The following is a 24,233-nucleotide window of genomic DNA, read 5'->3' on the forward strand; positions in this document are numbered from 1 at the left end:
TCAGCGCTGGCCGTAGACGTTCTGGTAGCGGGCGTAGAGCCGGTCCACATCGGCCGAGGGCAGCGGCTCGGGAGTGCCCAGCTCGAAGGCCTTGTGGACGGTCCGGGCCACGTCCTCCACCAGCACCGCCGCCTTGACCGCGTCCCGCGCGGTGCGCCCGACGGTGAACGGGCCGTGGTTGCGCATCAGGACGGCCGGGGACCGGCTGGCGCGCAGCGTTTCGACGATGCCGCGGCCGATGGAGTCGTCGCCGATCAGCGCGAACGGCCCGACCGGGATCTCCCCGCCGAACTCGTCCGCGATCATCGTGAGCACACAGGGGATCGGCTCACCGCGCGCGGCCCACGCGGTGGCGTAGGTGGAGTGCGTGTGCACCACCCCGCCGACCTCGGGCAGGTGCCGGTAGACGTAGGCGTGCGCGGCGGTGTCCGAAGACGGCGCGAGCTGGCCGTGGCGCAGCCGCCCGTGCAGGTCGGTGACGACCATCGTGTCCGCGGACAGCTCGTCGTAGGACACCCCGGACGGCTTGATCACCATCAGCTCGCGCCCGGGCACCCGCGCCGAGACGTTGCCCGCGGTCCACGCGACCAGCGCGTTGCGGGTCAGTTCGCCGTGCAGGCCCGCCACGGTCTGCCGCAGCTCGGCGACGGTGCCGGCCAGCTCGTCCGCCAGGGTCATGACTGTCCTTTCCGGACGGAGACGGCCTCGCGGCGGCGGGCGGCGAGGCGGTGCAGCACGTCGTTGCCGCCGCGGCCGAAGTGGTCGTGCAGCTCGCGGTACTCGGCGTAGAGCCGGTCGTAGGCGGCGACGTTCTCGCGCACCGGCCGGTAAACCCCGCGCCGGACCGAGCCCATCGCGCGCGAGGCCGCGGTGATGTCCGGGTAGGCGCCGGCCGCCACCGCGGCGTGGATGGCCGAGCCGAGCGCCGGCCCCTGCTCCGAGCCGATCACCGACAGCGGCAGGTTCACCACGTCGGCGTAGACCTGCATCAGGAACGCGTTGCGCACCAGCCCGCCCGCCACGACCAGCTCGGTGACCGGCACCCCGGCGTGCTGGAAGGATTCGATGATCACGCGGGTGCCGAACGCGGTCGCCTCCAGCAGCGCCCGGTAGGTGTCCTCGGCGCGGGTGGCCAGGGTCTGGCCGAGCACGACCCCGGACAGCTCGTGGTCGACCAGCACCGAGCGGTTGCCGCTGTGCCAATCGAGCGCGACCAAGCCGTGCTCGCCGATCCCCTGCTCCGCGGCCAGCGAGGTGAGGTGCTCGTGCAGCGAGACGCCCGCCCGTCGCGCCTCCTCGTGGTATCGAGGCGGGACGCCGTGCTCCACGAACCAGCCGAAGATGTCGCCGACGCCGCTCTGCCCGGCCTCGTACCCCCACAGCCCGGGCACGATCCCGCCGTCGACCACCCCGCACATTCCCGGGACCTCGCGCAGCTCCCGGGAATTGAGCACGTGACAGGTCGAGGTGCCCATGATCGCGACCATCCGGCCGGGCCCGACCGCCTGCGCGGCGGGCGCGGTCACGTGCGCGTCGACGTTGCCGACCGCCACGGCGATGCCCGCCGGCAACCCGGTCCACGCCGCGGCCTCGGCCGTGAGCGGGCCGGCGCGGTCGCCGAGGCGGCCGAGCGGCCGGTCGAGCTTGCCGGTCACGAAGTCGCCGAACCCGGGGTTCAGCTCGCGCAGGAAGTCGGCGCCGGGGTACTGGCCGTCCTGCAGAATGCCCTTGTAGCCGGCCGTGCAGGCGTTGCGGACGTAGTGGCCGGTGAGCTGCCAGACGATCCAGTCGGCCAGCTCGACCCAGTGCGCGGTCGCCGCGTAGACGTGCGGCGCCTCCTCCAGGATCTGCAGCGCCTTCGCGAACTCCCACTCCGAGGAGATCAGCCCGCCGTAACGCGGCAGCCACTTCTCGTCGCGGTATCGCGCCAACGCGTTGATCCGGTCCGCCTGCGGCTGGGCGGCGTGGTGGCGCCACAGCTTCACGTACGCGTGCGGCTCGGCGGCGAACTCCGGCAGCTCGCACAGCGGCGTTCCGTCCACAGTGGTCGGCAGCATCGTGCAGGCGGTGAAGTCGGTGCCCAGGCCGATGACGTCCGCGGGATCGGCGCCGGCGTCGCGGATCGCGGCGGGGACGGCGCTCCGGAGCACCCCGAGGTAGTCCGAGGGGACCTGCAGGGCCCAGTCCGGCGGCAGGGGCTCACCGGTGGCGGGCAGCGCCCGGTCGACGACCCCGTGCGGGTACTCGTACACGGCCGTGCCCAGCTCGGCCCCGTCCCGGACGCGCACGACGACGGCGCGGCCCGAGAGCGTGCCGAAGTCGACGCCGACCGTCAGCGGCTCGCCGCTCACCTGGACCTCCCGGTAGTGTTAGCGCTAACATTTTGACGACGCGAGTACACGGCGTCCTCCTTCGGCGGGGACCGCTCAGCGTGGTCCGGTGCTCTCCCGGACGATCAGCTCGGGCTCGACCAGATGCCGGGCGCGCGGGTCGCCGCCGCCCATCCGTGCGGTCAGCAGGCCGAAAGTACGCCTGCCGACTTCGATGAAGTCCTGGCGCACCGTGGTCAGCGGCGGGGTGAAGTACGCCGCCTCCGGAACGTCGTCGAAGCCCGCGACGTGCGCGTCCCCCGGCACCGCGACGCCCGCCTCGGTGAACGCGCGCAGCAGCCCGAGGGCCATCTGGTCGTTCGCGGCGAAAACCGCGTCCAGGCCGGGTTTTTTGACCAGCTCGCGGCCGGCCGCATAGCCGGACGCCGGGCTCCAGTCGCCGCGCAGGACGGGCGGCACCTCGGCGCCGTGGCGCTCCAGCGTCTCGCGCCAGCCGCGCTCGCGGTCGATCGCCTCCAGCCAGTCCTCGGGACCGGCGACGTGCCAGACCGTCCGGTGCCCGAGCGCGAGCAGGTGCTCGGTCACGCGGCGGGCGCCGTCGTACTGGTCCACCGAGATCACCGGGACCGCCGCGGACTCCCCGCCGCCGACGGCGACCACCGGCACGTCCGAGGGCGCGCCCGCCAGCGCCCGCCCGGCCGTCACATGCGGGGCGATCACCACGATCCCCTCCACCGCCTGGCGGCGCAGGCTCTCCACGGCGTCCGAAATGGACGACCGGCCCGGGCGGCTGACGCTGGAGATGGTGATGGCGTACCCGGCCTCGCGGGCCGCGTTCTCGATGCCGTGCAGGGTGCTCGCGGGACCGTACAAATTGGACTCGAGCGCGACCACGCCGAGGGTGCCGGAGCGCCCGGTGACCAGCGCGCGAGCGGCGGAATTGGGCCGGTAGCCCAGTTCCGCCACCGCGGCCAGCACCCTGGCCCGCGTCTCCGGCCGGACCGTGCCGGTGCCGTTGATCACCCGCGAGACGGTCATGTGCGAGACCCCCGCGAGCCCGGCCACGTCCGTCAGGCTGGCCTGCCGCTGACCGGCCACTCCCGCCATCCCGTCCACCGCCTTCGTCGCCGGGTGCTCCCCGTCACTCGTTCAGGCGACAGTGTTAGCGATAACAACGGCAGCGTCAAGCCTCAGCTCGGTCACGGCGCCAGGGCCTGCTCCCCTTCGCCGGCCATGGTGACCTCGCCGCGCTGGGGGAAGAGTTCGCGGACGAGGGTTTCGTGCGGAGCCGCGTTCGGATGGGCGCAGACGTCGGCCGGCGCGGTCACTCGATGCCCTGGGCGTCCAGGATCTGCCGCAGGTCGTTCCCGGCGAACGCGCTGATCACGGCGATCTCGCCTCCGGGGCGACGGCGGGATGGATGGCGATGAACACGTGCGGCGGCAGGCCGCCGAAGGTCAGGCGCCGGCCCCGCCGTCGACTGGGATGATCGCGCCGGTGACCATCGAGGCGCGGTCGCTGAGCAGCCAGGCGGCTGCTTCCGCGACCTCGCGGGGCTCGGCCATCCGCCCGAGCGGGATCGACGCCTTGATCTGGTCGACGACGCCGGGAGCCGCGGTCTCCCACGCGTCGATCATCTCCGTGGCGGTGCCGCCGGGGGTGATGCCGTTGACCCGGATGCCGTCGCCGGCCCAGCTCACCGCGGCGGTTTCGGTGATGCTGTTGAGCGCGCGCTTCATCGCGCCGTACGCCGGGAGCCGGGGGTTCGCGCGGCGGCTGCCGATGCTCGAGGTGTTGACGATCGCCCCGCCGCCGCTGCGGCGCATGAGTGCGGCTTCGGCGGTCATGGCGGTCCAGTGCGCGCGGAAGTTCACCGCGAACTGCTCGTCGATGTCGTCGTCGGTCGTGGTGTCGAGCGGGCCGGGCCGCTGCTGGATCGCCGCGCCGTTGTTGAAAGCGCCGTCGAGCCGGCCGTGCAGTTCTTCCACGCGGCCGACGGCGGCGCGGACGCCGTCCCGGTCGGCGAGGTCGAGGGCGACCGCGTCGGCGACGCCACCGTCGGCGCGGATCTCGGTGACGATGCGGTCCAAGGCGTCGGTGCCGCGGGCGGCGAGCACGACGGCGGCGCCCTCCTGGGAGAAGAGCCGCGCCGCGGCCTCGCCGATGCCGCGGCTGGCGCCGGTGATGAAGACGACCTTGCCGGTGAGCAGGCCGATCGGGTTGCTGTTGGTCATATCCCCAGCATCGGCGCGGTCTGGGAGCCGGAGACAGGCACAGACGGTACTAGGGTCCGCCGCCGTCGAAGGGGCACACTCGGGGTATGGACAAACAGGAACTCGGGGCGTTCCTCCGCAGCCGGCGCGAGCGGCTCAGGCCGGAGGACGCCGGGCTGCCGTCCGGCCCGCGGCGGCGGACCCCGGGGCTCCGGCGTGAGGAGATCGCGGTGCTCGCGCACATCTCCACCGAGTACTACGTGCGGCTCGAGCAGGGCCGGGCGCCCCGTCCGTCGGCCGAAGTACTGGCCGGGATCGCGGGCGCGCTACGGCTCACCGACGCCGAATCCGATCACCTGCACCTGCTCGCGGGCACCGCGCCGGCCCGGAACGGCCGGCACCGCCGCGATGTCCGGCCGAGCATCCTCGCGCTCCTCGAACGGCTCCCGCAGACCGCCGGGTTCGTGACGTCCGCGGTGTTCGAGGTGCTGGCGTGGAACGATCTCGCGGCGGCGCTGATGGAGGATTTCGCCGCGCTCGCCCCCGAGGACCGCAATCTCGCCCGGCGCGCGTTCCTCGGCCCGGTGCGGCCGGACGCGAGCCTGTACGGGATCTCCGACGCTTCGGAGTTCCGGCAGCACGTCGTCATGGAACTGCGGGCCACCCTCGCCCGGTACCCGTCGGATCCCGCGGTGACCGGCCTGATCGAGGACCTCCGGGCCGGCAGCCCCGAGTTCGCCCGCCTCTGGCAACGCCACGACGTGCAAGCCGCGCCGATGCTCACCAAGACCTTCCGCCACCCGGCCGTCGGCAAGATCACCGTCGACTGCGACTCCCTGGCCCTCACCGACCGCGACCAGCACCTCGTGCTCTACACCGCGCCGGCAGGATCTCGCGACGCGGAGGCGCTGGCCCTGCTCAACGTGCTGGGCACCGAGAGCCTCAACGCCGGCGGCTCGCGCTAGCCGTCGAGCTGCTTGTGGATCCAGGTGACCACGGCGTCCACCCGGGCGGTGGTTTCCAGGCCGGGCTGCGGGCAGTCCGGCCCGTTGTTCTCGACGGCCACGATCTGCCCGTTCTGGTCGCCGTCGGGGATGAAGTACGGGGAGCCCGAGTCGTCGGGGCACGGGCTGTTCTCGACGGTCCGCGGGTCGACCGAGTCGATCTCGAGCTCGTACTGGTGGACCTTCTTCACCGTGAACCGGCCGTGTTTGAGGTGGTCGGACTGAAGGGTGTCGGTGGCCGAGAGAGCGCCCCAGCCGGCGAAGGACAGCGGGTCGCCGACCTTCGGCGCGCGGTCCGGCAGGGTCAGCGGCTTGATGTCGGTGACCGGGGTGCTCAGCCGGGCCAGCGCGAGGTCGTTGACCGGCGACTGGCGCACGTCCACGACCTGCACCACGTGCCCGCGCGGGTCGTCGTCGCTGATCTTCCCGATGGTCACGTTCATCGTGAAGTCCGGCTTGCCACCGGTCCGGACCATGTTGACGTCGTGGAAGCAGTGCCCGGCGGTGATGATCCAGTCCGCGGCGATCAGCGAGCCGCTGCAGCCGCCGCTGCGCACCCCGCCGGTCGGCAGGGGGATGTTGTCGGAGTGCAGCTTCGCGTTGAACGGCACCACGCTCGGGGCCAGCGCCGGAGTGGACGGCGGCGTCGATGTGGGATGAGCGCCCTGCCCGGTGACCCCCTGGGCCACCGGGTGCTCGTCGGCGGCCTCCACCTTCTGCACGCTGACGTAGGTGCCGGCGACGCCCGCGCCGACAACGATGGCAAGAGCCAGCGCGCCGGGACGGGCCGGTTTCCGGCCGGAACTCTTCTTCACACTCACCTAGACGGGTGATAGGGGTCAGAAGTTCACCCGATCGGCAGATCATCGCCCGAAAGGCCACGATCGCCAGGCCAGACGGACGGGATCTCCGCGGAGTCGGTGAGGCGCAGCTTTCGGCGGGCGCGCTGGAAAAACGTGGTCATGCCGAGCCGGACCACCCGCGCGGCGCTGGGCCGCGAGCACAGGTCGATGCTGTCACCGGGCTCGACGTACCCGGCGACCTGCCCGTCCACCTCGACCGCCAGCCGGCCGCTGGACGGCAGCACCTCCAGCGCCACCGTGTCGTGCACGGACAGGACGACACCGCGGCTGTAGGCCGAGTGCGGCGCGGCGGGTGTGACGAGCAACGCCTCGACGGCCGGGCTGGTGATCGGGCCCCCGGCCGAGAAGCTGTACGCCGTGGAGCCGGTGGGGGTCGCGACGATCACCGCGTCGGCCGCGTAGCTGACGAACGGCTGGTCGTTCACCCGCACCGCGACCACGGCGCTGCCATCACCCGGCACCCGCACCACAGCCACGTCGTTGAACGCGGTCACGGTCTGGCCCCGCAGCGTCGCGTCGACGGCCAGGCGGGGCTCGACCGTGAACTCCTTGCCGTCGATGGCCGAAAGCGCGTCGGGCAGGTCCGGGACGTCGACCTCGGCCAGGAAGCCGAGCTTGCCCAGGTTGACGCCGAGCACCGGGGCGCGCTGGCGGTCGGCCAGCCGCATGGCGCGCAGCATGGTCCCGTCGCCGCCGAGGCTGACCACCAGGTCGGAGCGGCTGCCCAGCTCCGCGGGCGTGACCGGCACGGCGGCGCAGTCCAGCCGGTCGATCTCGTCCGCGATGCCGAGGATCTCGATGCCCCGGTTGGTAGCCCAGCCGAGGACCGCGGCGACCGCCGCCGCCGAGTCCCGTCGCGGGTGCAGCACCAAGCCTGCGGAGTGCATGGTCAGCAGGCCCCTTCGCGAAGACGTTCCCCGATGGTCATGGCGCCAGTCTCCCCCGGGACGGCCCGGCTTGGCGAGATCCCCGACGGGGCCACCGGTTAAGATCAGCGCCGTGACCAACCGCTTAGTTTGTTTGGGTGATTCCTTCACCGAGGGTGTCGGCGACGACGACCCCACGGCGCCGAACGGCGTGCGGGGCTGGGCCGACCGCGTCGCCGAGGTGCTGGGCGCGCGGGACCCGGAGTTCCGCTACGCCAACCTCGCCATCCGCGGCAAGCTGCTGCCGCAGGTGCTGGCCGAGCAGGTGGAGCCGGCGCTCGCGATGGTGCCGGACCTGGTCACGCTGTACGCGGGCGGCAACGACCTGATGCGCCCCAAGGTGGACGTGGACGCGCTGACCGACGCCTACGAGGGCACCGTCGAACGGTTGCGGGCCAGTGGCGCGCGGGTGGTGCTCTTCACCGGCGTCGACGGGGTCGAGGACGCGCTGTTCCGGACCATCCGCGGCCGCGTCGCGATCTACAACGAGCACGTCCGCGGCATCGCCGCCCGGCACGGCGCGCTGCTGGTGGACATGTGGGCCATGCGGCAGCTGCGCGACCGGCGGCTGTGGGCCGCGGACCGGCTGCACCTCAACGCGCTCGGGCACACCGAGATCGCGATCGAACTGCTGGGCCTGCTGGGCATCGAGCACGACCTCACCCCGGCCCGACTGGGCCCGCGGCCGCGGCTCAGCCCCCGCGAGCGCCGTGCGGAGAACCTGCGGTGGAGCCGCGAGCACGCGATGCCGTGGGTCCAGCGACGGCTCCGCGGCGAGTCCTCCGGCGACGCCTTGAGCCCGAAGCGGCCGACACTGGAACCGGCCGGCTCGGCCTTCTCCCCGCACAACTGACCCGCGGCGGACGCGCGGGGGCAGCGGCGGACGAACCGTGCCACCACGCGGACTGGCCACCACGCGGACATGGGCCGAACCGGCGGCGGACATTCGTGGCAGCCGGGCCGTCTGCCGGGCTGAACCGTCTGCCGGGGCAGGCCTTCGGGCGGCCGTAGCCGTTCAGGCGTGGTGGTAGGCGGCGGCCGGGCGGAGGCCGTCGAAGAGGACCGCGATGATGCGGTCGCGCAGGGCGTCGTCGGCGCCGACGTGCTCGGCCGCCTTGGCGGTGCCGATGATCACCGGGATCAGCTCGGCGACGACGAGGTCGGCCCGCACCGCGCCGGCCGCCTGGGCGCGGCCCATCAGCACGCCGAGCGCCCCGAGCAGCCGGACGCCGATCTCGTGCCGGGCGAACTCCACGTTCACGCCCGCGGCGCTGAGTGCCTCGAAGTAGGCGGTTTTGGCGCTGGACATCTCGACCCAGCTGGTCAGGAACGAGAAGAACGCGGCCCCTGCATCGGCCGAGTTCTGCGCGACGACGGCCTCCGCCTCGTCGACGAACCGGTGCAGCCGAGCGTGGAGGACCGCCTCGAGCAGTGCCTCCTTGGTCGGGAAGTGCCGGAACACCGTGCCGACGCCGACTCCGGCCTCCCGCGCGACCTCTTCGGTCGGCGCGCTGGTGCCCTTCGCCGCGAAGACCGTCTCGGCGGCTTCGAGCACCTTGGCGCGGTTGCGCCGGGCGTCGGCGCGCAGCGGTTTCGGGTCCGTCACGGTGCCTGATGGTAGTCGGAGCACTCCGGGCAGCACGCTGAGCACGTGTTCGGTGACGCGGACGGCGGTCATGGCGGGCCGCCCGGCAGGATGGGCCCGTGCCGCAGAACCCGCCGCAAGCGAGGCAACACCACCGCGGCCGGTCGGCCGGCTCCCCGGAGGAGACCCTCGACCGTGCAGGCGAGGTACACCTCGGCGTCGTCCCGTCGGCCGTCCGGGTGCCGGCCGGACTCGTCGTCCTCGTCGGCCCACCGGCCTCGGGCAAGACCAGCTTCGTCCGGGCACTGGTCGCGCGGCGGCGGATCGAGCCGGAAGCCGTGGTGTCCAGCGACGAGATCCGCGCGGAGCTTTTCGGCACCTCACCCGAGGAGGCAACCGACGCACGGATCTTCGAGGAACGTGATCGCCGGATCGTCGCCAGGCTCGCCGCCGGACACAGCGCGGTCGCCGAGTCCACGAACGTCACGCCGCAGGCACGCGCCCGGCTCATCGCCATCGCCAGGCGGTTCGACGCCGCGGTGACCATGCTGCGATTCGACCCGGACCTGTCCGATCTCCTGCAGCAGCACGCCGAGCGAGACCGCACCGACCTCGGCGCCGCGGACGTGCGCGCCTACGCCGCCATCATGACCCGCGACGCCAGCGCCGACCAGCTCCGCTCCGAGGGCGCAACCACCGTCCACGATGTTCCCGGACGCCGCCAGGGAATCACCCCCGACGAAGCCGCCGCACACTTCTCATTCCTCTGACGCCGCGGCGTCAGAGTCCGCTGCCCGCGGGCCCGAGTCTCGTCAAACGGGTGTCCTAGGCTCCCCGCCATGGACGAGCTGTGGGCCGAGTCGCTGGCCGGTGCCCGGCTGAGCGTGGAGCCCTTGCGGCCCGGGCACGCCGACGAGATGCACCCGGTGCTGGCCGACCCGCGGCTGTACGCCTTCACCGGCGGCCAGCCGCCGACGCCCGGTATGCCCGGCAGGCCGCCGGCCGGGCCGAGGACGGCAGCCAGTGGTGGCTGAACTGGGTGGTCCGCCATACCGGGGACGGACTCGCGGCCGGGTTCGTGCAGGCGACCGTCGCGCGGGATCTGGCGTCCGCGGAGGTGGCTTGGGTGATCGACGTGCGGTGGCAGGGCCAGGGGCTGGCCCGGGAAGCGGCGGCGCTGATGCTCGGCTGGCTGGAAGCCCGCGGCGTCACCGGCGTCTTCGCGCACATCCACCCGGAGCACGCCGCGTCGGCCGCCGTCGCCCGGCACGTCGGGCTCGCGCCGACCGGGATCGTCGAGGACGGCGAGCTCCGGTGGGAGCGGACGGTCACCTAGCACCCGGATTCAGTCACTGCACGAAACAGTCAGCCCGTTTCGGCGGTGAGGAATCGTCAAGCGCTCACGCATACCTCACACTATGGTGTGACGCCAGTCACGAGAGGTGTGCGAAACATGGTTCTAGGCGACAACGAGGTCACCCAGTCAGTCGACGCTTCCACCCGCGATCGCCGGGTCCAAGTCCGGCGGGCAGCGCTCGCCGGGTCGATCGGCACGACCATCGAGTGGTACGACTTCTTCCTCTACAACACCGCTGCGGCACTCGTTTTCCCGCATTTGTTCTTTCCCTCGTCCACGGGTTACGCCGGGGTGATGCAGTCCTTCGCGACCTACGCGGTCGGGTTCGCGGCGCGGCCGGTGGGCGCGGCGATCTTCGGGCACTGGGGCGATCGGCTCGGCCGCAAAACCACGCTGATCGTCACGCTGCTGCTGATGGGCCTGTCCTCGGCGGTGGTCGGGCTGCTGCCGGGCACGGCGTCGATCGGGTTCGCCGCGCCGTTGATCCTGGTGCTGCTGCGGCTGGTGCAGGGCATCGCGATCGGCGGCGAGTGGAGCGGTTCGGTGCTGCTCGCGATGGAATGGGGCGATCAGCGCCGTCGCGGGCTGCTGGCGAGCTTCGCCCAGGTCGGCGTGCCGGTCGGGCTGGTGCTCGGCACGGGCGGCATGACGCTGCTGTCGGCCACGCTCTCGCGCGCCGAATTCGACGCGTGGGGCTGGCGGATCCCGTTCCTGCTGAGCCTGGTGCTGGTGGCCATCGGCCTGGTGATCCGGCTGCGGATCCTGGAGACGCCGATGTTCGCCGCGGTGGTGGCGGAGAAGAAGACCTCGCGCGCGCCGGTGAAGGACGCGGTGCGCCACCACTGGCGCGAGATCCTGCTCTCGGCCGGGCTGCGGTTCAGCGAGCAGCTGCCGTTCTACCTGTTCACCAGTTACGTGCTCGTGTACGTGGTGCAGCGGCCGGAGTTCAGCAACACGTTCGTGCTCACCGCGGTGCTCGTGGGCGCCGCGGCCGAGCTGGTGCTGATCCCGGTGTTCTCGCAGCTGTCCGACCGGGTCGGGCGGAAACGGGTGTACCTCAGCGGGTCCGTGCTGACGGCCGCGATCGCCTTCCCCTACTTCACCGTGCTGAGCCACAGCGGGCACGCGCTGATCTTCGTGGTGATCATCGTTTCGCTGATCGCGCACGCGATGCAGTACGGGCCGCAAGCGGCGTTGATCGGCGAGAGCTTCCCGACGCATCTGCGGTACGGCGGCGCGGGGCTCGGGTATCAGCTGGCTTCGGTGTTCGCGGGCGGGCCGGCGCCGTTGCTGGCGACCTGGCTGCTGCACAAGACGGGCACGCCGTACTCGATCTCGATCTACATCGTGTTGTCGGCGGTGGTCACGGTCCTGTGTGTGATCGCGCTGCCGGACCGGTCGAAGGCCGACATCACCGATCCGAGCGTCTACGCCCGCTGACCTGACCGCAAAGAAGCGGGGCCCCGCCGTCGTGGCGAGGCCCCGCTTCCGTTTGTGATCAGCGCTGCTGCGGAGGTCCGCCCTGCGGGCCGCCGAACGGGCCCTGCTGCGGGAACGGGCCACTGCCCGGGCCCTGCTGCGGCGGCGGGCCGCCGAACTGCGCGGGCGGGCCCTGATACGGGCCGCCCGGCGGAGTGGGCGGCTGCTGCGGCTGCGGGAGCGACGGCGGGGCCTGCTGCTGGCGCTGCTGGACTCCCGGCGGCGGGGTCGAGGGCTCCGGGGCCGGGGCCGGGCGCGCGTCCTCTTCCTCTTCGACGTCCGCTGCCGAGGGCGCCGCACTGAGGGCTCGGCGGGGGTGCTCGGAGCCCAGCGGGCCCGGAACCTCCTTGCGGGCCACGGCTTCCGCGGCGGCGACGGCCTCGGCGACCTTCGGGTCGCTGGAGGTGTCGAACCACCCGGCGACCTCTTCGTCCTCGAGTTCGGGCCGCTGGGGGCTGTCGTCCTTCGGCGGCTCGTAGCGGAAGACGCCGTCGTCGCCGGGGGCGCCGAGCGCGCGGGCGAAGCCTTCGAGGGCCTTGCCGTAGTCGCTCGGGATCATCCAGACCTTGTTCGCGTCGCCCTGCGCGAGCTGCGGCAGGGTCTGCAGGTACTGGTACGCGAGCACTTCGGGCGTCGGGCGGCCGGCCTTGATGGCGGCGAACACCTTCTCGATCGCCTTCGCCTGGCCCTGCGCCTGCAGGTAGCGGGCGGCCCGCTCACCCTGCGCGCGCAGGATGCGGGACTGCCGCTCGGCCTCGGCCGCGAGGATCGCCGCCTGCTTCTGGCCCTCCGCGGAGAGGATCTGGCTCTGCTTCTGGCCTTCCGCGGTCTTGATGGAGGACTCCCGCTGGCCTTCCGCGGTGAGGATCATCGCGCGCTTCTCCCGGTCCGCGCGCATCTGCTTCTCCATCGAGTCCTGGATCGACGCGGGCGGCTCGATCGCCTTCAGCTCGACGCGGGCGACGCGGATGCCCCAGCGGCCGGTGGCCTCGTCGAGCACGCCGCGCAGCTGGGTGTTGATCGCGTCGCGGGAGGTCAGCGTCTCCTCCAGGCTCATGCCGCCGACCACGTTGCGGAGCGTGGTGGTGGTGAGCTGCTCGACGCCGATGATGTAGTTCGAGATCTCGTACACCGCGGCGCGTGAGTCGGTGACCTGGAAGTACACGACGGTGTCGATGTTCACCGTCAGGTTGTCCTCGGTGATCACCGGCTGCGGCGGGAACGAGACGACCTGCTCGCGCAGGTCGATGCGCGCGCGGACCTTGTCCAGGAACGGCACCAGGAACGTCAGGCCGGGCGAGGCGACCGTGCGGAACCGGCCGAGGCGCTCGATCACCGCCGACTGCGCCTGTGGCACCACCATGATCGCCTTGACCACCGTGATGATGACGAACAGGGCCAGTAACGCGACCACGACGATCGCTATTGTCGACAAGAGCTTTTCCCCTTACCTAGTACCGTTTTCCTGGACGTTCTGCTGCTCACGCGGGCAGGTCCACCACCGCGGTGGCGCCGGAGATCTCGACGACGGTGACGCTGGTGCCGGGCGCGATCGGCGCCTGGGCCTCGTGCACGGCGCGGGCGGACCAGACCTCGCCGCCGATCTTCACCTGGCCGGCGTCGTAGTCCACTGTGGACACGACCACGGCGCGGACGCCCACCAGCGCGTCGATGCCGGTGGCGATGTGGGAGCCGGCGAGGAAGCGGCGCTTGAGGGCGGGGCGCGCGAGCACGATCAGCCCGACCGAGCTGACGGCGAACACCGCGACGTCGATGAACAGGTTTCCGGTGAGCGCTTCGGAGCCCGCCCCGAGCAGCGCGGCGACCCCGAGCATGATCAGGACGAAGTCACCGGAAAGCACTTCGGCGATCATCAGGACGATGCCGATGATCAGCCAGATCAGAGCCGCTGCCATGACCTCATGCTCTCAGATCGCGCCGGTTCGCACCGGGCAAGTGACCCGACGTGACCGACGCGTGACCTTGGACAAAAGGGACATACTCGCGCTACTCCGCCGGCTCGGTGACGAAGTCGATGAGCCGCTCGACGGCGCCGATGAGCGGCGTCTCGAGGTCCCGGAAACTGCTCACCGCGGCCAGCACGCGCTGCCAGCCTTCGTAGGTCTCTCCCCAGCCCAGCGCGTCGCAGATGCCGACTTTCCACTCGATCCCCCGAGGGATCTCCGGCCAGGCGCGGATGCCGACGGCGGAAGGTTTCACGGCCTGCCAGATGTCGATGTACGGGTGGCCCGTGACCAGCACCTGCTCGTCGCGGACCTGCTCGACGAGGCGGGATTCCTTACTCCCCGCGACCAGGTGGTCGACGAGCACGCCGAGCCGCCGCCCGGGGCCGGTGCCGAACTCGGCGATGCGGTCGGACAGGACGTCGACGCCGTCGAGCGGTTCCACGACCACGCCTTCGACCCGCAGGTCGTGGCCCCACACGCGCTCGACCAGCTCGGCGTCGTGCTTGCCCTCGACCCAGATCCGGGAGTCGCGCGCGACGCGGGCTTGCAGGCCCTGCACCTTCACCGACCCGGACGCGGACACCTTCTTCACCGGCGCGGCGGTCCTCTTCACCGGGATCAAGGTGACCGGCTTGCCTTCGAGCAGGAACGCCGCCGGGGCGAGCGGGAACACCCGGTGCCGGCCGCGCGCGTCTTCGAGGACGACGTTGCCGTACTCGATCTTCACCACCGCGCCGCAGTAGCCGCTGGCCGGGTCTTCGACCACCAGGCCGGGTTCCGCCGGCACCTCGGGCACCTTCCGCTTCCGCGGGCCCGACAGCACGTCGTCATACGAATGGGAGCGCACGGTGGGAAAAGCTAGTGGTGCCGGGGTGGCCGCGTCCTGGCGCCACGCCGGTCAGCGCGCCATCTCCAGTAGGGCTTCGGTGAACGGCGTCGGCGCGCCCGCCCGGAGCGGGGCCATGGCCACGAGCGGCGCGAGCGCGGCACACCAGGCGCGGACCCGATCGGCGTCGAGGCCGGGGAGCTTCGCGACGCCTTCGTCGAGGGTGGCGCCCGCGGCCATCGGCAGCAGCGCCCAGTCGACGCCGTCGAAGGCCGGGTCGCCCAGGCATGGCCGGGGGTCGATCGCGACGATGCCGCGCGCGGGGCCGGCGTCGAGGACGTTGCCGGGGTGGAGGTCGCCGTGCAGGAGCGCGACGGGGCCGCCGGTCGCGAGGTCTTCGGCGCGGGCCCGGGCGTGGTGCAGCAGCTCCAGCGGCAGCCGGGGCTCGGCGGCCGAACCGCGCAGGCGGCGTTCGGCCAGCTCGAACATCAGCCGGACGCGGGTGGCCAGCGACGGGAACCGGGCGCTCGGTAGTCGAACACTGTGCAGCTGAGCGAGCAGGTCGCCCACCTCGGTCCACGGCACGTCCGCGCCGCGCCCGGTCAGCTGGGTGCCCGGTTCGAGGCCTTCCAGCAGTACGGCGCCTTCCTCGAAGTCGACCGCGAGGACCTGCACCACTCGGGAGAGTCCGGCCCAGGTCTGCAACGCGGTGGCCTCGCCGGTGGAGATCTCCGGGTCCGGGCAGAGCTTGAGCACCCGGCTCTCGCCTTCGGGCCCGTGGCACAGGAGCGTGCGGCCGGTGTTGCCCGGGCGGGCGTCGACGACAGTCAGGCTCCACCGCTCGGCCAGGCGCGCGACGAGCGCGGGCAGGGCATCGCACCAGGGGCCGACCTGCGGGCCGAAGCGATCGACGAGACGGGCTCGGGCCGCGTCGTCGAGGATCGCCTTCATCAGAACAGGGGCCAGGGGATGGCGCGCCAGTCGTCGCCGGGTTCAGGGAAGACCCCTTCGGCCAGCAGGAGGTCGGTGCGCTGGCTGAGCGCGCGGATCTCGAACGCCGTGAGGTGCTCGCCGAGGTCCGCGCCGAGCTTGCCGTCCAGCTCGGACCGCAGCTTGCGCAGCTTCTCGACCGCCTCGTCCGGGACCGGCTCGCCGATCCAGCCCCACAGCACGGTGCGCAGCTTCGGGTCGGTGTGCAGGCAGATGCCGTGGTCCACGCCGTAGACCCGGCCGTCGGTGCCGGCCAGCAGGTGGCCGCCCTTGCGGTCGGTGTTGTTGACCACGATGTCGAGCGCCGCCAGCTCCCGCATGCCGGGGTGGTCGGCGTGCGCGAGGACCGCGGGGTCGCCGAGGCGGTCGTGGGCGTGCAGCACGGTGCGCCAGCCGTCCGGGACGTCCTCGGGCGCGCAGACGTCGACGACCTCGTCCTCCCCCGTCTCGACCCAGAGCTGGACCATGCCGGGGCCGAACGGGCCCTCGCGGAGCACGGTCGGCGGGATCGCGCCGAGGCCGGAGACGTCGGAGACCATCGCGGTGGCGACCTCACGGCCGGCGAGCGTGCCGTCCGGGAAGTCCCACAGCGGCCGCTCCCCCGAGACCGGCTTGTACACCACCCGGCCGGTGACGCCGGCCAGCTCGATCGCGCAGAACAGGGTCACGTTGGACGCGTCCACGAGGCGGCCTTCGACGTCGATGCGGCCGTGCGTGACGAATTCGCGGGCGGCGGGGTCGGCCGGTCCGGGTGGGCTGCTCGCCACGGGCGGCCTCAGTCCTCGGTCACGTCGACGTCGCGGCGGTAGCCGTTCTGCCGGGGGCAGATGTGGCCGGCCGGGTCGAGCGGCTCGGCGCACAGCGGGCACGGTTTGCGGCCGGCGTTGACGACGCGGTCGGCCCGCTCGGCGAAGGCGCGCGCGGTCACGGGGGTGAGGAACACGCGGACGGCGTCGGGGCCTTCCTCGGTGTCGTCGAGGACGACGGTCTCGTCGACCTCGCCCTCGGTGATCGCGAGCAGCTCGACGACGACGGCGCCGGAGTCGGCGTCCCAGCCGAGGCCCATGGTGCCGACGCGGAACTCCTCCTCGACCGGCACGGTCAGCGGCGCGACGTCGACCTGGTCCTCGGGCACGTCGTCGGGGACGTCGGCGCCGAAGCGGCTGGCGACTTCCTCGAGCAGCGCGCTCAGGCGCTCGGCGAGGACGACGACCTGCTGTTTTTCGATCGTCACGCTGATCGTCCGGACGTCCTCCGACGCCTGGAGGTAGAACGTGCGATCACCGGGCTCGCCGACGGTCCCGGCGACGAACCGGTCGGGCTTGCGGAAGACGTGGATTACGCGAGACATAGCGCTTACGACCCTAAGCCACGCGGGCATGATCGGCATCCGCCGCCCCTGGTTGACCGGGATTTCACCGCGCTGCGTGCGTGTGCGGCCACGCTGCGGATCGCCGTTAGGCTCTTCGGGTGCCTGAGCTCTCACCTTATGGAACATGGACCTCACCCGTCTCGGCCGCGGACGCAGCGGCGGCCGGGCGCGGCGCGTCGTGGCTCGACCGGGTCGGCGACGAGCTGTGGTGGGCCGAGGCGCGGCCCGCGGAGGGCGGCCGCGTCGCGCTGGTTCGCCGGACCGCCGACGGCGGTGTGGAAGACGTGCTGCCCGCGCCGTGGAACGTCCGCAACCGGGTGCACGAGTACGGCGGCCGGCCGTGGCAGGTGACCGGTGAGGCCGTCGTCTTCACGCATTGGGCCGATCAGCGGGTGTACGCGCACAGCCTGGCCACCGGGGAGACCACGGCGCTGACGCCGGAACCCGCGCAGCCGCAAGGAGTCCGTTACGGCGACCTGCGGCCCGGACCCGACGGCGAGGTCTGGGCGGTGCGGGAGACCAGCACCGGCCCGCGGCGCACCGACATCGAACGCGCGCTCGTCGCGATCTCCGTGACCGGTGCCGAGCGCGTCCTGGTCGACGGGCACCGTTTCTTCACCGCGCCGCAGCTGTCGCCGGACGGCGCGCACGCGGCGTGGCTGGCGTGGGACCACCCGGCGATGCCGTGGGACGGCACGGAGCTGTTCGTCGCGCCGGTCGCGGCGGACGGCACGTTCGGCGAGGCCAGGGTGCTGGCCGGCGGCGCGGACGTCGCGGTGTGCCAGCTGGAGTGGGAGTCGCCGGACCGGCTGCTCGCGCTGCTGGACCCGGACGGCTGGTGGAACCTGCACCGGGTCGGGCTCGACGGCTCGGTGGTCAACCTGGCCCCGGTGGCGTCGGAGCTGGGCGGCCCGCTGTGGAAGCTCGGCCTGCGCTGGTTCACCCCGCTCGGCGGCGGGCGGCACGCGGTGCTGGACGCCGGGCGGCTGGCCGTGCTGGACGAGCGCGACGGCTCGGTGACGCCCGTCGAAGCCGTGGCCGGGGAGCTGACCAGCTGGTCGGCGTCCGGGCTGGCCGTGGTCGACGGCGGGGTGGCCGGCCTCGCGGCCGGCACGCGGCGTGAGCGCGCGGTGGTGAGCGTGGACCTGACGGCCGGAACGTGGGCCGAGCTGACACCGCAGCCGGCGGACCTGCCCGCGCCGGAGTACCTGCCGGTGCCCGAGGAGCGGGTGTTCACCGCGCCCGACGGCTCGGCGATCCCGGCGTTCGTGTTCCCGCCGGCCAACCCGGGCTTCACCGCGCCCGAAGGTGAGCGGCCGCCGTTCCTGGTCCACGTGCACGGCGGGCCGACCGGCAGCTCCGATCCTTCGCTGGACCTGGATTTCGCGTACTTCACCAGCCGTGGCATCGGCGTGGTCGCGGTGAACTACGGCGGCTCGACCGGCTACGGGCGGGTGTTCCGGGAGCGGCTGCGCGAGCAGTGGGGCGTGGTGGACGTCGGCGACTGCGTGGCGGTGGCCGAGGCGCTGGTGGCCGAGGGCATCGCCGACGGCGCGCGCCTGGCGATCCGGGGCGGCAGCGCGGGCGGGTTCACCTCGGCCGCGTCGATCACGATGACCACGACGTACGCCGCGGCGACGGTGAAGTTCCCGATCCTCGACCTGGCCACGTGGACCGGTGCCGGCGGCGAGACCCACGACTTCGAGTCGCAGTACCTGCACAGCCTGGTCGGGCCGTACCCCGAGACGCTGGAGCGGTACCGGGAGCGCTCGCCGATGACGCACGCGGGCTCGCTGGCCGGGCCGGTGCTGTTCCTCCAGGGGCTGGAGGACGAGATCTGCCCGCCGGAGCAGGCCGACCGGTTCGTCGCCGGGCTGGCCGGGCGCGGCGTCGACTACGCGTACCTGCGGTTCGAGGGTGAGCAGCACGGGTTCCGCAAGGCCGGGACGATCATCGCGGCGCTGGAGGCGGAGCTGTCGTTCTACGGGCAGGTGTTCGGGTTCCCGACGCCGGGTGTGGCGAAGCTGGAGCTCTCCCGGTGAGACCGCCGCGGCTGAGCGCCGGGGACACGCTCGCGCTGGTGGCGCCGTCCGGCCCGGTCCCGGCGGATCTGCTGGAGGCGGCGCTGCCGGTGCTGCGCGGCTGGGGGCTGAAGGTCCGGGTGGGCGCGTCCGTGCGGGCTTCCGCGTCGGGCTACCTGTCGGCGCCGGACGCGGACCGCGCGGCGGAGCTCACCGAGGCGTGGCTGGACCCGGAGGTGAAGTGCGTGCTGGCCGCCCGCGGCGGTTACGGCGCGCAGCGGATGCTGGACCTGGTGGACTGGCCGGCGTTGCGCGAGGCCGGGCCGAAGGTGCTGGCGGGGTCGAGCGACGTGACGGCGCTGCACCGCGCCGTCTCGGTCCATTTAGGACTCGACACGCTGTTCTCGCCGATGCCGGCGAGCGTCCTGTTCGACGCGTTCGCCGCGGAGCACCTGCGGCGCACGCTGTTCGAGCCGGAGCGGCACCGGGTGCTGCGGACCGCGGAGCCGGACGTGCTGGTGCCGGGCCGGGCGTCGGGGGTGCTGGTCGGCGGGAACCTTTCGCTGCTGGCGGCGGGGATCGGGACGGCGGAGCAGGGCTCGGCGCGGGACGGGATCGTGCTGCTGGAGGACGTGACCGAGAGCGTGTACCGGCTGGACCGGATGCTGACGCAGCTGCTGCGCGCGGGCTGGTTCGACGGCGTGCGCGGGGTGGTGCTGGGCTCGTGGGCCGCCTGCGGGGACCCGGCGGAGATCCGGTCGCTGCTGCTGGAGCGGCTGGCCCCGCTGGAGGTGCCGATGCTGGGCGACTTCGGGTTCGGGCACGTGGCGTCGTCGCCGACGGTGCCGCTGGGCGCGCGGGCGTCGCTGGACGTCGAGCTGGGCACGCTGGCGCTGGACTCCCCCGCGCTGGCCTGACGCTACGGTGCGGGTATGCGACTGTCTGCCGAGGACACCCGGGCCCGCTTCTCCTCCGCCCGCGTGGCGCGGCTCGCGACAGCCGGCGCGGACGGTGTGCCCCACCTGGTCCCGGTGACGTTCGCGGTGCACGGCGACGCGGTCGTGTTCGCCGTGGACCACAAGCCGAAGACCACGACGGCGTTGCGGCGCCTGGCGAACATCGCGGCGAACCCGGCGGTGTGCTTCCTGGTCGACGAATACGCCGAGGACTGGTCCCGCCTGTGGTGGGCCCGCGCTGACGGCGTCGCCCGCGTCCTGGACGAGACCGACCGCGCGGAGCCGCTGCGATGGCTGGCCGCGAAGTACCAGCAGTACGCGGCCCACCCGCCGGAGCACGCCGTGGTGTCGACGCTGGTGCGCTCCTGGCGCGGGTGGGCCGGCTCGTAACGCTCGCGCGGTATCCGGCGATCACCCCTCGGAACGAGGGGGATCATGCGCAGAGCGGTGTTGTTCTCAGGTCTGGCCCTGCTGCTCGCGGGCTGCGGGAGCGGGGCAGGTGGGGCCACGACGGCGGCCCCGGCCCCGCCGTCGAGCAGTACCCCGGTGTCGTCCGCGACGCCTGTGTTGAAGGATCTCGCGACGTTCATGCCGAGCGACGCCGAGGTGACCGGGCTCGGTCTGGACCAGAGCCAGCAGCCGTTGCCCTACATCATCGGCTCGACGACACCGCTGCGGCTGGTGAACGCGTGCGGCGCCGCCCAGCCGTGGGACGCGGCGGCGAAGCGTGGTGAGCAATCTCGGGCTTTCGGGCCGGGTGGTGAGGTGTGGCAGCTCATCGCGGAGTACGACGGCTTGACCGGCACCCAGGTCGTGGACGGGGTCAAGCAGGCGCTCGCCTGTCACCGGGTGACGATCGAGGACGCCGGCTACGTCGTGCTGACAGAGTTCACTCCAGCGGAGAAAGCCGACGCACAGTACGGCTTCTGCGCGGGCTACGAGGGCAGCAAGACGCTCGTCCGGTGCGTCATGGTGCTGGCCCACGGGAACCGTGTCACGGCACTTACCACGAAGGACCCCGAGTCGAGCGGGCCGAAGACGCAGCTGGCCCTGCTGAACAAGGTTGCTCCGGTCTACAGCGCGGCGTTCGCCAAGGACTAGTGGTTTCAGGCGTCCGCGCGCATGTGTTGCCGCGCCCAGGTTTCGAAGCTGGTGAGCGGGAGGCCGAGGTCCCGTGCGAGCTGGGGGCGGGCCGGCTGGCCGACCACGTTCAGCCACTCGTGGGAGGCGCCCATGGCGGGCATTCCGGCGGCGAGGGCCTCCTCCTCGGTCAGGTCCGGCGCGGGCAGTTCCCGGCCCAGCGCAAGGGAAAGGGTCTCGGCGATCTCCGCCACCGAGCGATGGTCGCCGGCCAGTTCCAGCTCGACGCCGTCGAATCGTGCCGGGTCGGCGATGGCCGCGGCGGCCGCGGTGCCGATGTCCTCGACCGCGATCAGGGACAGCCGGGTAGCGGGCTTGACGACGCTGACGAGACCGCCCTCGACGCCGCGTGGGAACAGGAAACGCATGGAGGGCAAGAAGTTCTCCATGAAGAAGGCCGGCTTGAGCAGTGTCCAGTGCGGGAATCCGGCGGCGCGGACCCGGTCCTGGATCGCGGCCTTGGCGCCCAGCGTGCCTTCCATCGAAGCCCAGCGGCCCTCGGCCCAGCCGGGTGCTTCGGTGTGCTGGCCGGCGCCGCTGACGGAGGTGTGCACGAACTGCGGCACCCCGGCGGCTTTCGCGCCCTCGACGAGGTTGACGCCCTGGGTCACCTCGCCGTCGAAATCGACGCCTTCTTCGGTGAAGCGGGGCATCTGGACGGAGAACACGGCGCGGGCGCCCTTGGCGGCGCGGGTCACGGAATCGCGGTCGAGCAGGTCGCCGGTGACCAGTTCGGCGCCGAGCGCCTCGACGGCCTTCGCCCGGGCGGTGGCCGGGTCGCGCACCAGGGCGCGGACCGGGACTCCGGCCGCGAGCAGCGCGCGGGCGGTGGCGCCGCCCTGCCGTCCGGTGGCGCCGGTGACGAGGACGGGCGCGGACTCTGTGGACATGGTGCTCCTCGGTGCCGATGCATAAGTGGCGGGGTCCGCCGTTTCTGTTCCGCTACGATACGGCGGGGCCCGCCACTTAGCAACCCTCCGGGAGCCGACCATGTCCGACCATCAGCGCGCCGACGCCCGGCGCAACTACACGCGCATCCTCGCGGTGGCCGAGGCGGAGGTCGCCGTCCACGGGGCCGGTGCCTCGCTGGAACAGATCGCCCGCACGGCGGGAGTCGGCTCGGCGACGGTGCGTCGGCACTTCCCCACCCGCCGTGCGCTGGTGGAGGCGGTTTCCCGCACCCGGATCGAGGCCCTGTGCGTACGCGCCCAGGAGCTGACCGGTCACGGCGACAGCCGGGAGTCGTTGCTGGACTGGCTGGGCGACGTCGTCGCGTACTGCGTCTCGGCCCGGGGTCTGGCGGCCGCGCTGTCCTACGAGGGCGTCGAGCCCGAATCAGTGCACGAGAATTCCTGCTCGATGGCGCTGGAGGAGGCGGCGGGCGCGCTGCTGAGCCGCGCGGTGCGGGACGGCGCGGTGACGGCCGGTGTCACGGTCTCGGACCTGATCACGCTGGCCGTCGGCGTGGTGCTGGCGACGGAGCACCACGCCGATCCGGCCGCGCGCGCGGACCGGTTGTTCGGGCTGGCCGTGGCGGGGCTGAGCCCGCAGCAGTAAGCCTCGATGGAGCGGCTGACGGTGCTCAGTCGCCGGCCGGCGCCGGGGTCTTCTCGGGCAGGAATTCCTCGCCGGGTTTGCGCCAGGCGGCGATCAGGCCGAGCGGGTCGGGGCGCAGCAGGGAGGCGGCCGCGTACAGGCTCACCAGCACGACGATGGCGATGAACCACCAGTCGTAGAGGGCCTGCTCCCCCGTCGGGTAGTAGACGAGGGTGACGAAGACCGATACGGCGACCACGACCGAGAGGTGCCGTCGCTGCCAGCCGAATGCCGAGAAGAGGACGAAGCCCCAGGTCAGGTACCACGGCAGGGTGGGCGGCATGAGGATGGCGACGGCCAGCATGGTGATCGCGGCGCGGAAGACGGCTTCCTTGCCGCCGCCGCGGGCGAGCCACCATTGGCGGATGCCGAAGGCGGCCAGGCCGACCATGGCGATGGCGCGGGTGACCGTGACGAACGGCGAGGGCTGCACGTTCGCGACCAGGTGCACGAGGTTGTAGACGGCCTCGCCGATGCCGGTCGGGAAGTTGAGCCAGTTCGCGATCAGCTGCGGGGCCTTGAGCCCGGACCACCAGCCGAGGTTGAGCGAGCCGAGCGAGAGCCAGGTGCCGACGGCGAACACCGGCACGAACAGCCCGACCGACGCGGCACCGGCCTTGAAGAAGTTCTTCACCTTCGACTCGCCGGACATGTGGGCCGCCCACATCCAGACGAGGAACGGCAGCGCCACGGCGGCGGTCGGCTTGATCAGCATGCCGACGGTGATCAGCAGGACGGCGACCACGTACTTGCGCTCGAGCGCGGCGACCATGCCGATGGTGAGGAAGCCGAGCATCATCAGGTCGTTGTGCGGGCCGCCGAAGAGGTGGATGACCATCATCGGGCTGGCGACCGCGAGCCACAGCGCCACCGGCAGCTTGCCGCCGAGGTGCTTGACCAGCCGGGGCAGCGCCCACAGCGTCATGCCGAGCCCGATCAGCAGCACCAGGCGGGTCAGTATCACGCCGGCGATCATGTTGTCCTGCGTGATCGCGACGATCCACTTGGAGATCAGCAGGAACAGCGGCCCGTACGGGGCGGGCGTGGTCTGCCAGAGCGGGTGGACGTTCTGCACCACGTTCGGCAGCACGTGCAGTTCGGCGGGGCCGTTGGCGTACGGGTCGAGGCCGTACAGCAGCTGGGCGCCCTGGCCGAGGTAGGAGAAGACGTCGCGGGTGAACAGCGGCGGCGACACGAGCAGCGGCGCCATCCAGCACAGCGCGGCGATGAGGATGGGGCGGCTGCCGATGCGGCCGGCGAGCACGTAGCGGCCGAGGCGCACCCAGGCCCACACGACGAGGCCGAAGCCGGTGTAGAGCAGCGCGTTCGCCAGCGCCCGGCCGTGGCCGTAGCGGATCCAGGACAGCGGCCCGTGCCCGAGGACGGGGTCGCGGATCAGGATGCCGCCCGCGCCGAGGGCGGCGAGCATGAGCAGCGTGGTGCCGATGGTGCCCATCGCGATGGTCCGGTACGGGAACCTCGTGGGCACGAGAAGTCGCTCGTCCAGCGGGCTCGCCGCGGACGGTTGCGCAGAGTCGGTGGTGGTCGCCATTTCGATCCAGGAGATTACCGGGTGGAGTTTCTGGCCGATGCCCCGGCTCCCGCCGC

At 72.5% G+C, this 24,233-nt stretch carries 27 protein-coding genes; 11 read left to right on the forward strand and 16 right to left on the reverse strand.

The genetic code is table 11. The annotated features are described in order from the left end of the window. The 5 genes from BMY97_RS06215 to BMY97_RS06230 all read right to left on the reverse strand — a co-directional run bounded on the left by BMY97_RS06215 (window position 1) and on the right by BMY97_RS06230 (window position 4,564). Window positions 1–678, reverse strand: coding sequence for an L-ribulose-5-phosphate 4-epimerase (locus BMY97_RS06215; RefSeq protein ID WP_091613800.1), 678 nt, complete (start codon window positions 676–678; stop codon window positions 1–3). Beyond that, window positions 675–2,351 (reverse strand): ribulokinase, encoded by a 1,677-nt coding sequence (araB, locus tag BMY97_RS06220; protein ID WP_091613803.1) that lies wholly within the window; start codon window positions 2,349–2,351, stop codon window positions 675–677. Before araB ends, BMY97_RS06215 begins: the two co-directional genes overlap by 4 nt. Window positions 2,352–2,426: 75 nt before the next feature. Next, window positions 2,427–3,437 (reverse strand): LacI family DNA-binding transcriptional regulator, encoded by a 1,011-nt coding sequence (locus BMY97_RS06225; protein WP_091614597.1) that lies wholly within the window; start codon window positions 3,435–3,437, stop codon window positions 2,427–2,429. 92 nt (window positions 3,438–3,529) lie between these two features. Further along, complete coding sequence (locus BMY97_RS49055) at window positions 3,530–3,658, reverse strand: hypothetical protein (RefSeq protein ID WP_281246883.1); 129 nt, start codon at window positions 3,656–3,658, stop codon at window positions 3,530–3,532. Window positions 3,659–3,787: 129 nt separating this feature from the next. Next, complete coding sequence (locus tag BMY97_RS06230) at window positions 3,788–4,564, reverse strand: SDR family NAD(P)-dependent oxidoreductase (RefSeq protein ID WP_091613806.1); 777 nt, start codon at window positions 4,562–4,564, stop codon at window positions 3,788–3,790. An 86-nt stretch (window positions 4,565–4,650) separates the two neighbouring features. Between BMY97_RS06230 and BMY97_RS06235 the strand changes: the two genes are divergently transcribed. Continuing rightward, complete coding sequence (locus tag BMY97_RS06235; protein ID WP_091613809.1) at window positions 4,651–5,508, forward strand: helix-turn-helix transcriptional regulator; 858 nt, start codon at window positions 4,651–4,653, stop codon at window positions 5,506–5,508. Here the strand turns inward: BMY97_RS06235 and BMY97_RS06240 are convergent. Then, complete coding sequence (locus BMY97_RS06240) at window positions 5,505–6,368, reverse strand: S1 family peptidase (RefSeq protein WP_245787178.1); 864 nt, start codon at window positions 6,366–6,368, stop codon at window positions 5,505–5,507. The two genes, BMY97_RS06235 and BMY97_RS06240, sit on opposite strands and share 4 nt — an antisense overlap. A 26-nt stretch (window positions 6,369–6,394) precedes the next feature. Continuing rightward, a complete protein-coding gene (locus BMY97_RS06245; protein ID WP_091613811.1) occupies window positions 6,395–7,297 on the reverse strand; it encodes an NAD(+)/NADH kinase in 903 nt (300 codons plus the stop codon). Window positions 7,298–7,409: 112 nt separating this feature from the next. Here BMY97_RS06245 and BMY97_RS06250 point away from each other — a divergent pair, with 112 nt between their 5' ends. Continuing rightward, window positions 7,410–8,189 carry an SGNH/GDSL hydrolase family protein gene (locus tag BMY97_RS06250; protein ID WP_245787179.1) on the forward strand — a complete coding sequence of 260 codons (780 nt, stop codon included), beginning with the start codon at window positions 7,410–7,412 and terminating at the stop codon, window positions 8,187–8,189. A gap of 162 nt (window positions 8,190–8,351) precedes the next feature. Here BMY97_RS06250 and BMY97_RS06255 read toward each other — a convergent pair whose 3' ends face one another. Further along, the gene (locus BMY97_RS06255; RefSeq protein ID WP_177231230.1) at window positions 8,352–8,942 is read right to left on the reverse strand and encodes a TetR/AcrR family transcriptional regulator; all 591 of its coding nucleotides are present in this window, start codon (window positions 8,940–8,942) and stop codon (window positions 8,352–8,354) included. Window positions 8,943–9,040: 98 nt separating this feature from the next. On the opposite strand from BMY97_RS06255, the gene BMY97_RS06260 reads away from it, so the two are divergent. From BMY97_RS06260 to BMY97_RS06270, 4 genes are all read left to right on the forward strand, one after another. Then, on the forward strand, window positions 9,041–9,691 hold the full coding sequence (locus tag BMY97_RS06260) for an ATP-binding protein (RefSeq protein ID WP_218156702.1): 651 nt from the start codon (window positions 9,041–9,043) through the stop codon (window positions 9,689–9,691). A 69-nt stretch (window positions 9,692–9,760) separates the two neighbouring features. Continuing rightward, a complete protein-coding gene (locus tag BMY97_RS48245; RefSeq protein WP_245787180.1) occupies window positions 9,761–9,955 on the forward strand; it encodes a GNAT family N-acetyltransferase in 195 nt (64 codons plus the stop codon). Further along, window positions 9,952–10,257, forward strand: coding sequence for a GNAT family N-acetyltransferase (locus BMY97_RS48250; RefSeq protein WP_342744007.1), 306 nt, complete (start codon window positions 9,952–9,954; stop codon window positions 10,255–10,257). The genes BMY97_RS48245 and BMY97_RS48250 overlap by 4 nt, the downstream gene beginning before the upstream one ends. A gap of 117 nt (window positions 10,258–10,374) precedes the next feature. Further along, the gene (locus BMY97_RS06270; RefSeq protein ID WP_091613819.1) at window positions 10,375–11,718 is read left to right on the forward strand and encodes an MFS transporter; all 1,344 of its coding nucleotides are present in this window, start codon (window positions 10,375–10,377) and stop codon (window positions 11,716–11,718) included. 58 nt (window positions 11,719–11,776) lie between these two features. On the opposite strand, the gene BMY97_RS06275 is transcribed toward BMY97_RS06270, so the two are convergent. From BMY97_RS06275 to BMY97_RS06300, 6 genes are all read right to left on the reverse strand, one after another. Next, complete coding sequence (locus tag BMY97_RS06275; protein ID WP_425425239.1) at window positions 11,777–13,120, reverse strand: SPFH domain-containing protein; 1,344 nt, start codon at window positions 13,118–13,120, stop codon at window positions 11,777–11,779. A gap of 118 nt (window positions 13,121–13,238) precedes the next feature. Next, window positions 13,239–13,673: an NfeD family protein gene (locus BMY97_RS06280; RefSeq protein WP_091613821.1), complete on the reverse strand. Its 435-nt coding sequence runs from the start codon at window positions 13,671–13,673 to the stop codon at window positions 13,239–13,241. Window positions 13,674–13,764: 91 nt separating this feature from the next. Beyond that, complete coding sequence (locus BMY97_RS06285; protein ID WP_091613824.1) at window positions 13,765–14,571, reverse strand: DUF3097 domain-containing protein; 807 nt, start codon at window positions 14,569–14,571, stop codon at window positions 13,765–13,767. Window positions 14,572–14,622: 51 nt separating this feature from the next. Then, a complete protein-coding gene (locus BMY97_RS06290) occupies window positions 14,623–15,504 on the reverse strand; it encodes an aminoglycoside phosphotransferase family protein (protein ID WP_245787209.1) in 882 nt (293 codons plus the stop codon). Beyond that, window positions 15,501–16,307: an SCO1664 family protein gene (locus BMY97_RS06295; protein WP_091613830.1), complete on the reverse strand. Its 807-nt coding sequence runs from the start codon at window positions 16,305–16,307 to the stop codon at window positions 15,501–15,503. Before BMY97_RS06295 ends, BMY97_RS06290 begins: the two co-directional genes overlap by 4 nt. 8 nt (window positions 16,308–16,315) lie before the next feature. Continuing rightward, on the reverse strand, window positions 16,316–16,891 hold the full coding sequence (locus BMY97_RS06300) for a DUF3090 domain-containing protein (protein ID WP_091613832.1): 576 nt from the start codon (window positions 16,889–16,891) through the stop codon (window positions 16,316–16,318). A gap of 119 nt (window positions 16,892–17,010) precedes the next feature. Here BMY97_RS06300 and BMY97_RS06305 point away from each other — a divergent pair, with 119 nt between their 5' ends. The 4 genes from BMY97_RS06305 to BMY97_RS06320 are packed head-to-tail and all read left to right on the forward strand — an operon-like array spanning window position 17,011 to window position 20,990. Continuing rightward, window positions 17,011–18,954: a prolyl oligopeptidase family serine peptidase gene (locus tag BMY97_RS06305; protein WP_091613835.1), complete on the forward strand. Its 1,944-nt coding sequence runs from the start codon at window positions 17,011–17,013 to the stop codon at window positions 18,952–18,954. Beyond that, a complete protein-coding gene (locus BMY97_RS06310) occupies window positions 18,951–19,850 on the forward strand; it encodes a S66 peptidase family protein (RefSeq protein ID WP_091613838.1) in 900 nt (299 codons plus the stop codon). The genes BMY97_RS06305 and BMY97_RS06310 overlap by 4 nt, the downstream gene beginning before the upstream one ends. A gap of 15 nt (window positions 19,851–19,865) precedes the next feature. Further along, the gene (locus tag BMY97_RS06315) at window positions 19,866–20,279 is read left to right on the forward strand and encodes a TIGR03668 family PPOX class F420-dependent oxidoreductase (RefSeq protein ID WP_177231208.1); all 414 of its coding nucleotides are present in this window, start codon (window positions 19,866–19,868) and stop codon (window positions 20,277–20,279) included. Between the two features lie 45 nt (window positions 20,280–20,324). Continuing rightward, a complete protein-coding gene (locus BMY97_RS06320; RefSeq protein WP_143086135.1) occupies window positions 20,325–20,990 on the forward strand; it encodes a hypothetical protein in 666 nt (221 codons plus the stop codon). Window positions 20,991–20,995: 5 nt separating this feature from the next. Here BMY97_RS06320 and BMY97_RS06325 read toward each other — a convergent pair whose 3' ends face one another. Further along, window positions 20,996–21,919: an NmrA family NAD(P)-binding protein gene (locus BMY97_RS06325; protein ID WP_091613844.1), complete on the reverse strand. Its 924-nt coding sequence runs from the start codon at window positions 21,917–21,919 to the stop codon at window positions 20,996–20,998. 100 nt (window positions 21,920–22,019) lie between these two features. Between BMY97_RS06325 and BMY97_RS06330 the strand changes: the two genes are divergently transcribed. Continuing rightward, the gene (locus tag BMY97_RS06330; protein WP_091613847.1) at window positions 22,020–22,586 is read left to right on the forward strand and encodes a TetR/AcrR family transcriptional regulator; all 567 of its coding nucleotides are present in this window, start codon (window positions 22,020–22,022) and stop codon (window positions 22,584–22,586) included. Window positions 22,587–22,611: 25 nt separating this feature from the next. Here the strand turns inward: BMY97_RS06330 and mptB are convergent, their stop codons facing one another. After that, window positions 22,612–24,177 (reverse strand): polyprenol phosphomannose-dependent alpha 1,6 mannosyltransferase MptB, encoded by a 1,566-nt coding sequence (gene mptB / locus BMY97_RS06335; protein WP_091613850.1) that lies wholly within the window; start codon window positions 24,175–24,177, stop codon window positions 22,612–22,614. Window positions 24,178–24,233: the final 56 nt, after the last annotated feature.

This window comes from Amycolatopsis saalfeldensis, assembly GCF_900110575.1.
In the GTDB taxonomy this organism is placed as follows: Bacteria; Actinomycetota; Actinomycetes; order Mycobacteriales; family Pseudonocardiaceae; genus Amycolatopsis; species Amycolatopsis saalfeldensis.

Bases quoted from the DNA above. Each gene is read 5' to 3' on its own strand.
- BMY97_RS06215 (WP_091613800.1), bottom strand. From the start codon at position 678: ATGACCCTGGCGGACGAGCTGGCCGGCACCGTCGCCGAGCTGCGGCAG.
- BMY97_RS06225 (WP_091614597.1), bottom strand. From the start codon at position 3,437: ATGGCGGGAGTGGCCGGTCAGCGGCAGGCCAGCCTGACGGACGTGGCC.
- BMY97_RS06230 (WP_091613806.1), bottom strand. From the start codon at position 4,564: ATGACCAACAGCAACCCGATCGGCCTGCTCACCGGCAAGGTCGTCTTC.
- BMY97_RS06235 (WP_091613809.1), top strand. From the start codon at position 4,651: ATGGACAAACAGGAACTCGGGGCGTTCCTCCGCAGCCGGCGCGAGCGG.
- BMY97_RS06245 (WP_091613811.1), bottom strand. From the start codon at position 7,297: ATGCACTCCGCAGGCTTGGTGCTGCACCCGCGACGGGACTCGGCGGCG.
- BMY97_RS48245 (WP_245787180.1), top strand. From the start codon at position 9,761: ATGGACGAGCTGTGGGCCGAGTCGCTGGCCGGTGCCCGGCTGAGCGTG.
- BMY97_RS06270 (WP_091613819.1), top strand. From the start codon at position 10,375: ATGGTTCTAGGCGACAACGAGGTCACCCAGTCAGTCGACGCTTCCACC.
- BMY97_RS06275 (WP_425425239.1), bottom strand. From the start codon at position 13,120: ATGGTGGTGCCACAGGCGCAGTCGGCGGTGATCGAGCGCCTCGGCCGG.
- BMY97_RS06280 (WP_091613821.1), bottom strand. From the start codon at position 13,673: ATGGCAGCGGCTCTGATCTGGCTGATCATCGGCATCGTCCTGATGATC.
- BMY97_RS06300 (WP_091613832.1), bottom strand. From the start codon at position 16,891: ATGTCTCGCGTAATCCACGTCTTCCGCAAGCCCGACCGGTTCGTCGCC.
- BMY97_RS06315 (WP_177231208.1), top strand. From the start codon at position 19,866: ATGCGACTGTCTGCCGAGGACACCCGGGCCCGCTTCTCCTCCGCCCGC.
- BMY97_RS06320 (WP_143086135.1), top strand. From the start codon at position 20,325: ATGCGCAGAGCGGTGTTGTTCTCAGGTCTGGCCCTGCTGCTCGCGGGC.
- BMY97_RS06325 (WP_091613844.1), bottom strand. From the start codon at position 21,919: ATGTCCACAGAGTCCGCGCCCGTCCTCGTCACCGGCGCCACCGGACGG.
- BMY97_RS06330 (WP_091613847.1), top strand. From the start codon at position 22,020: ATGTCCGACCATCAGCGCGCCGACGCCCGGCGCAACTACACGCGCATC.
- mptB (WP_091613850.1), bottom strand. From the start codon at position 24,177: ATGGCGACCACCACCGACTCTGCGCAACCGTCCGCGGCGAGCCCGCTG.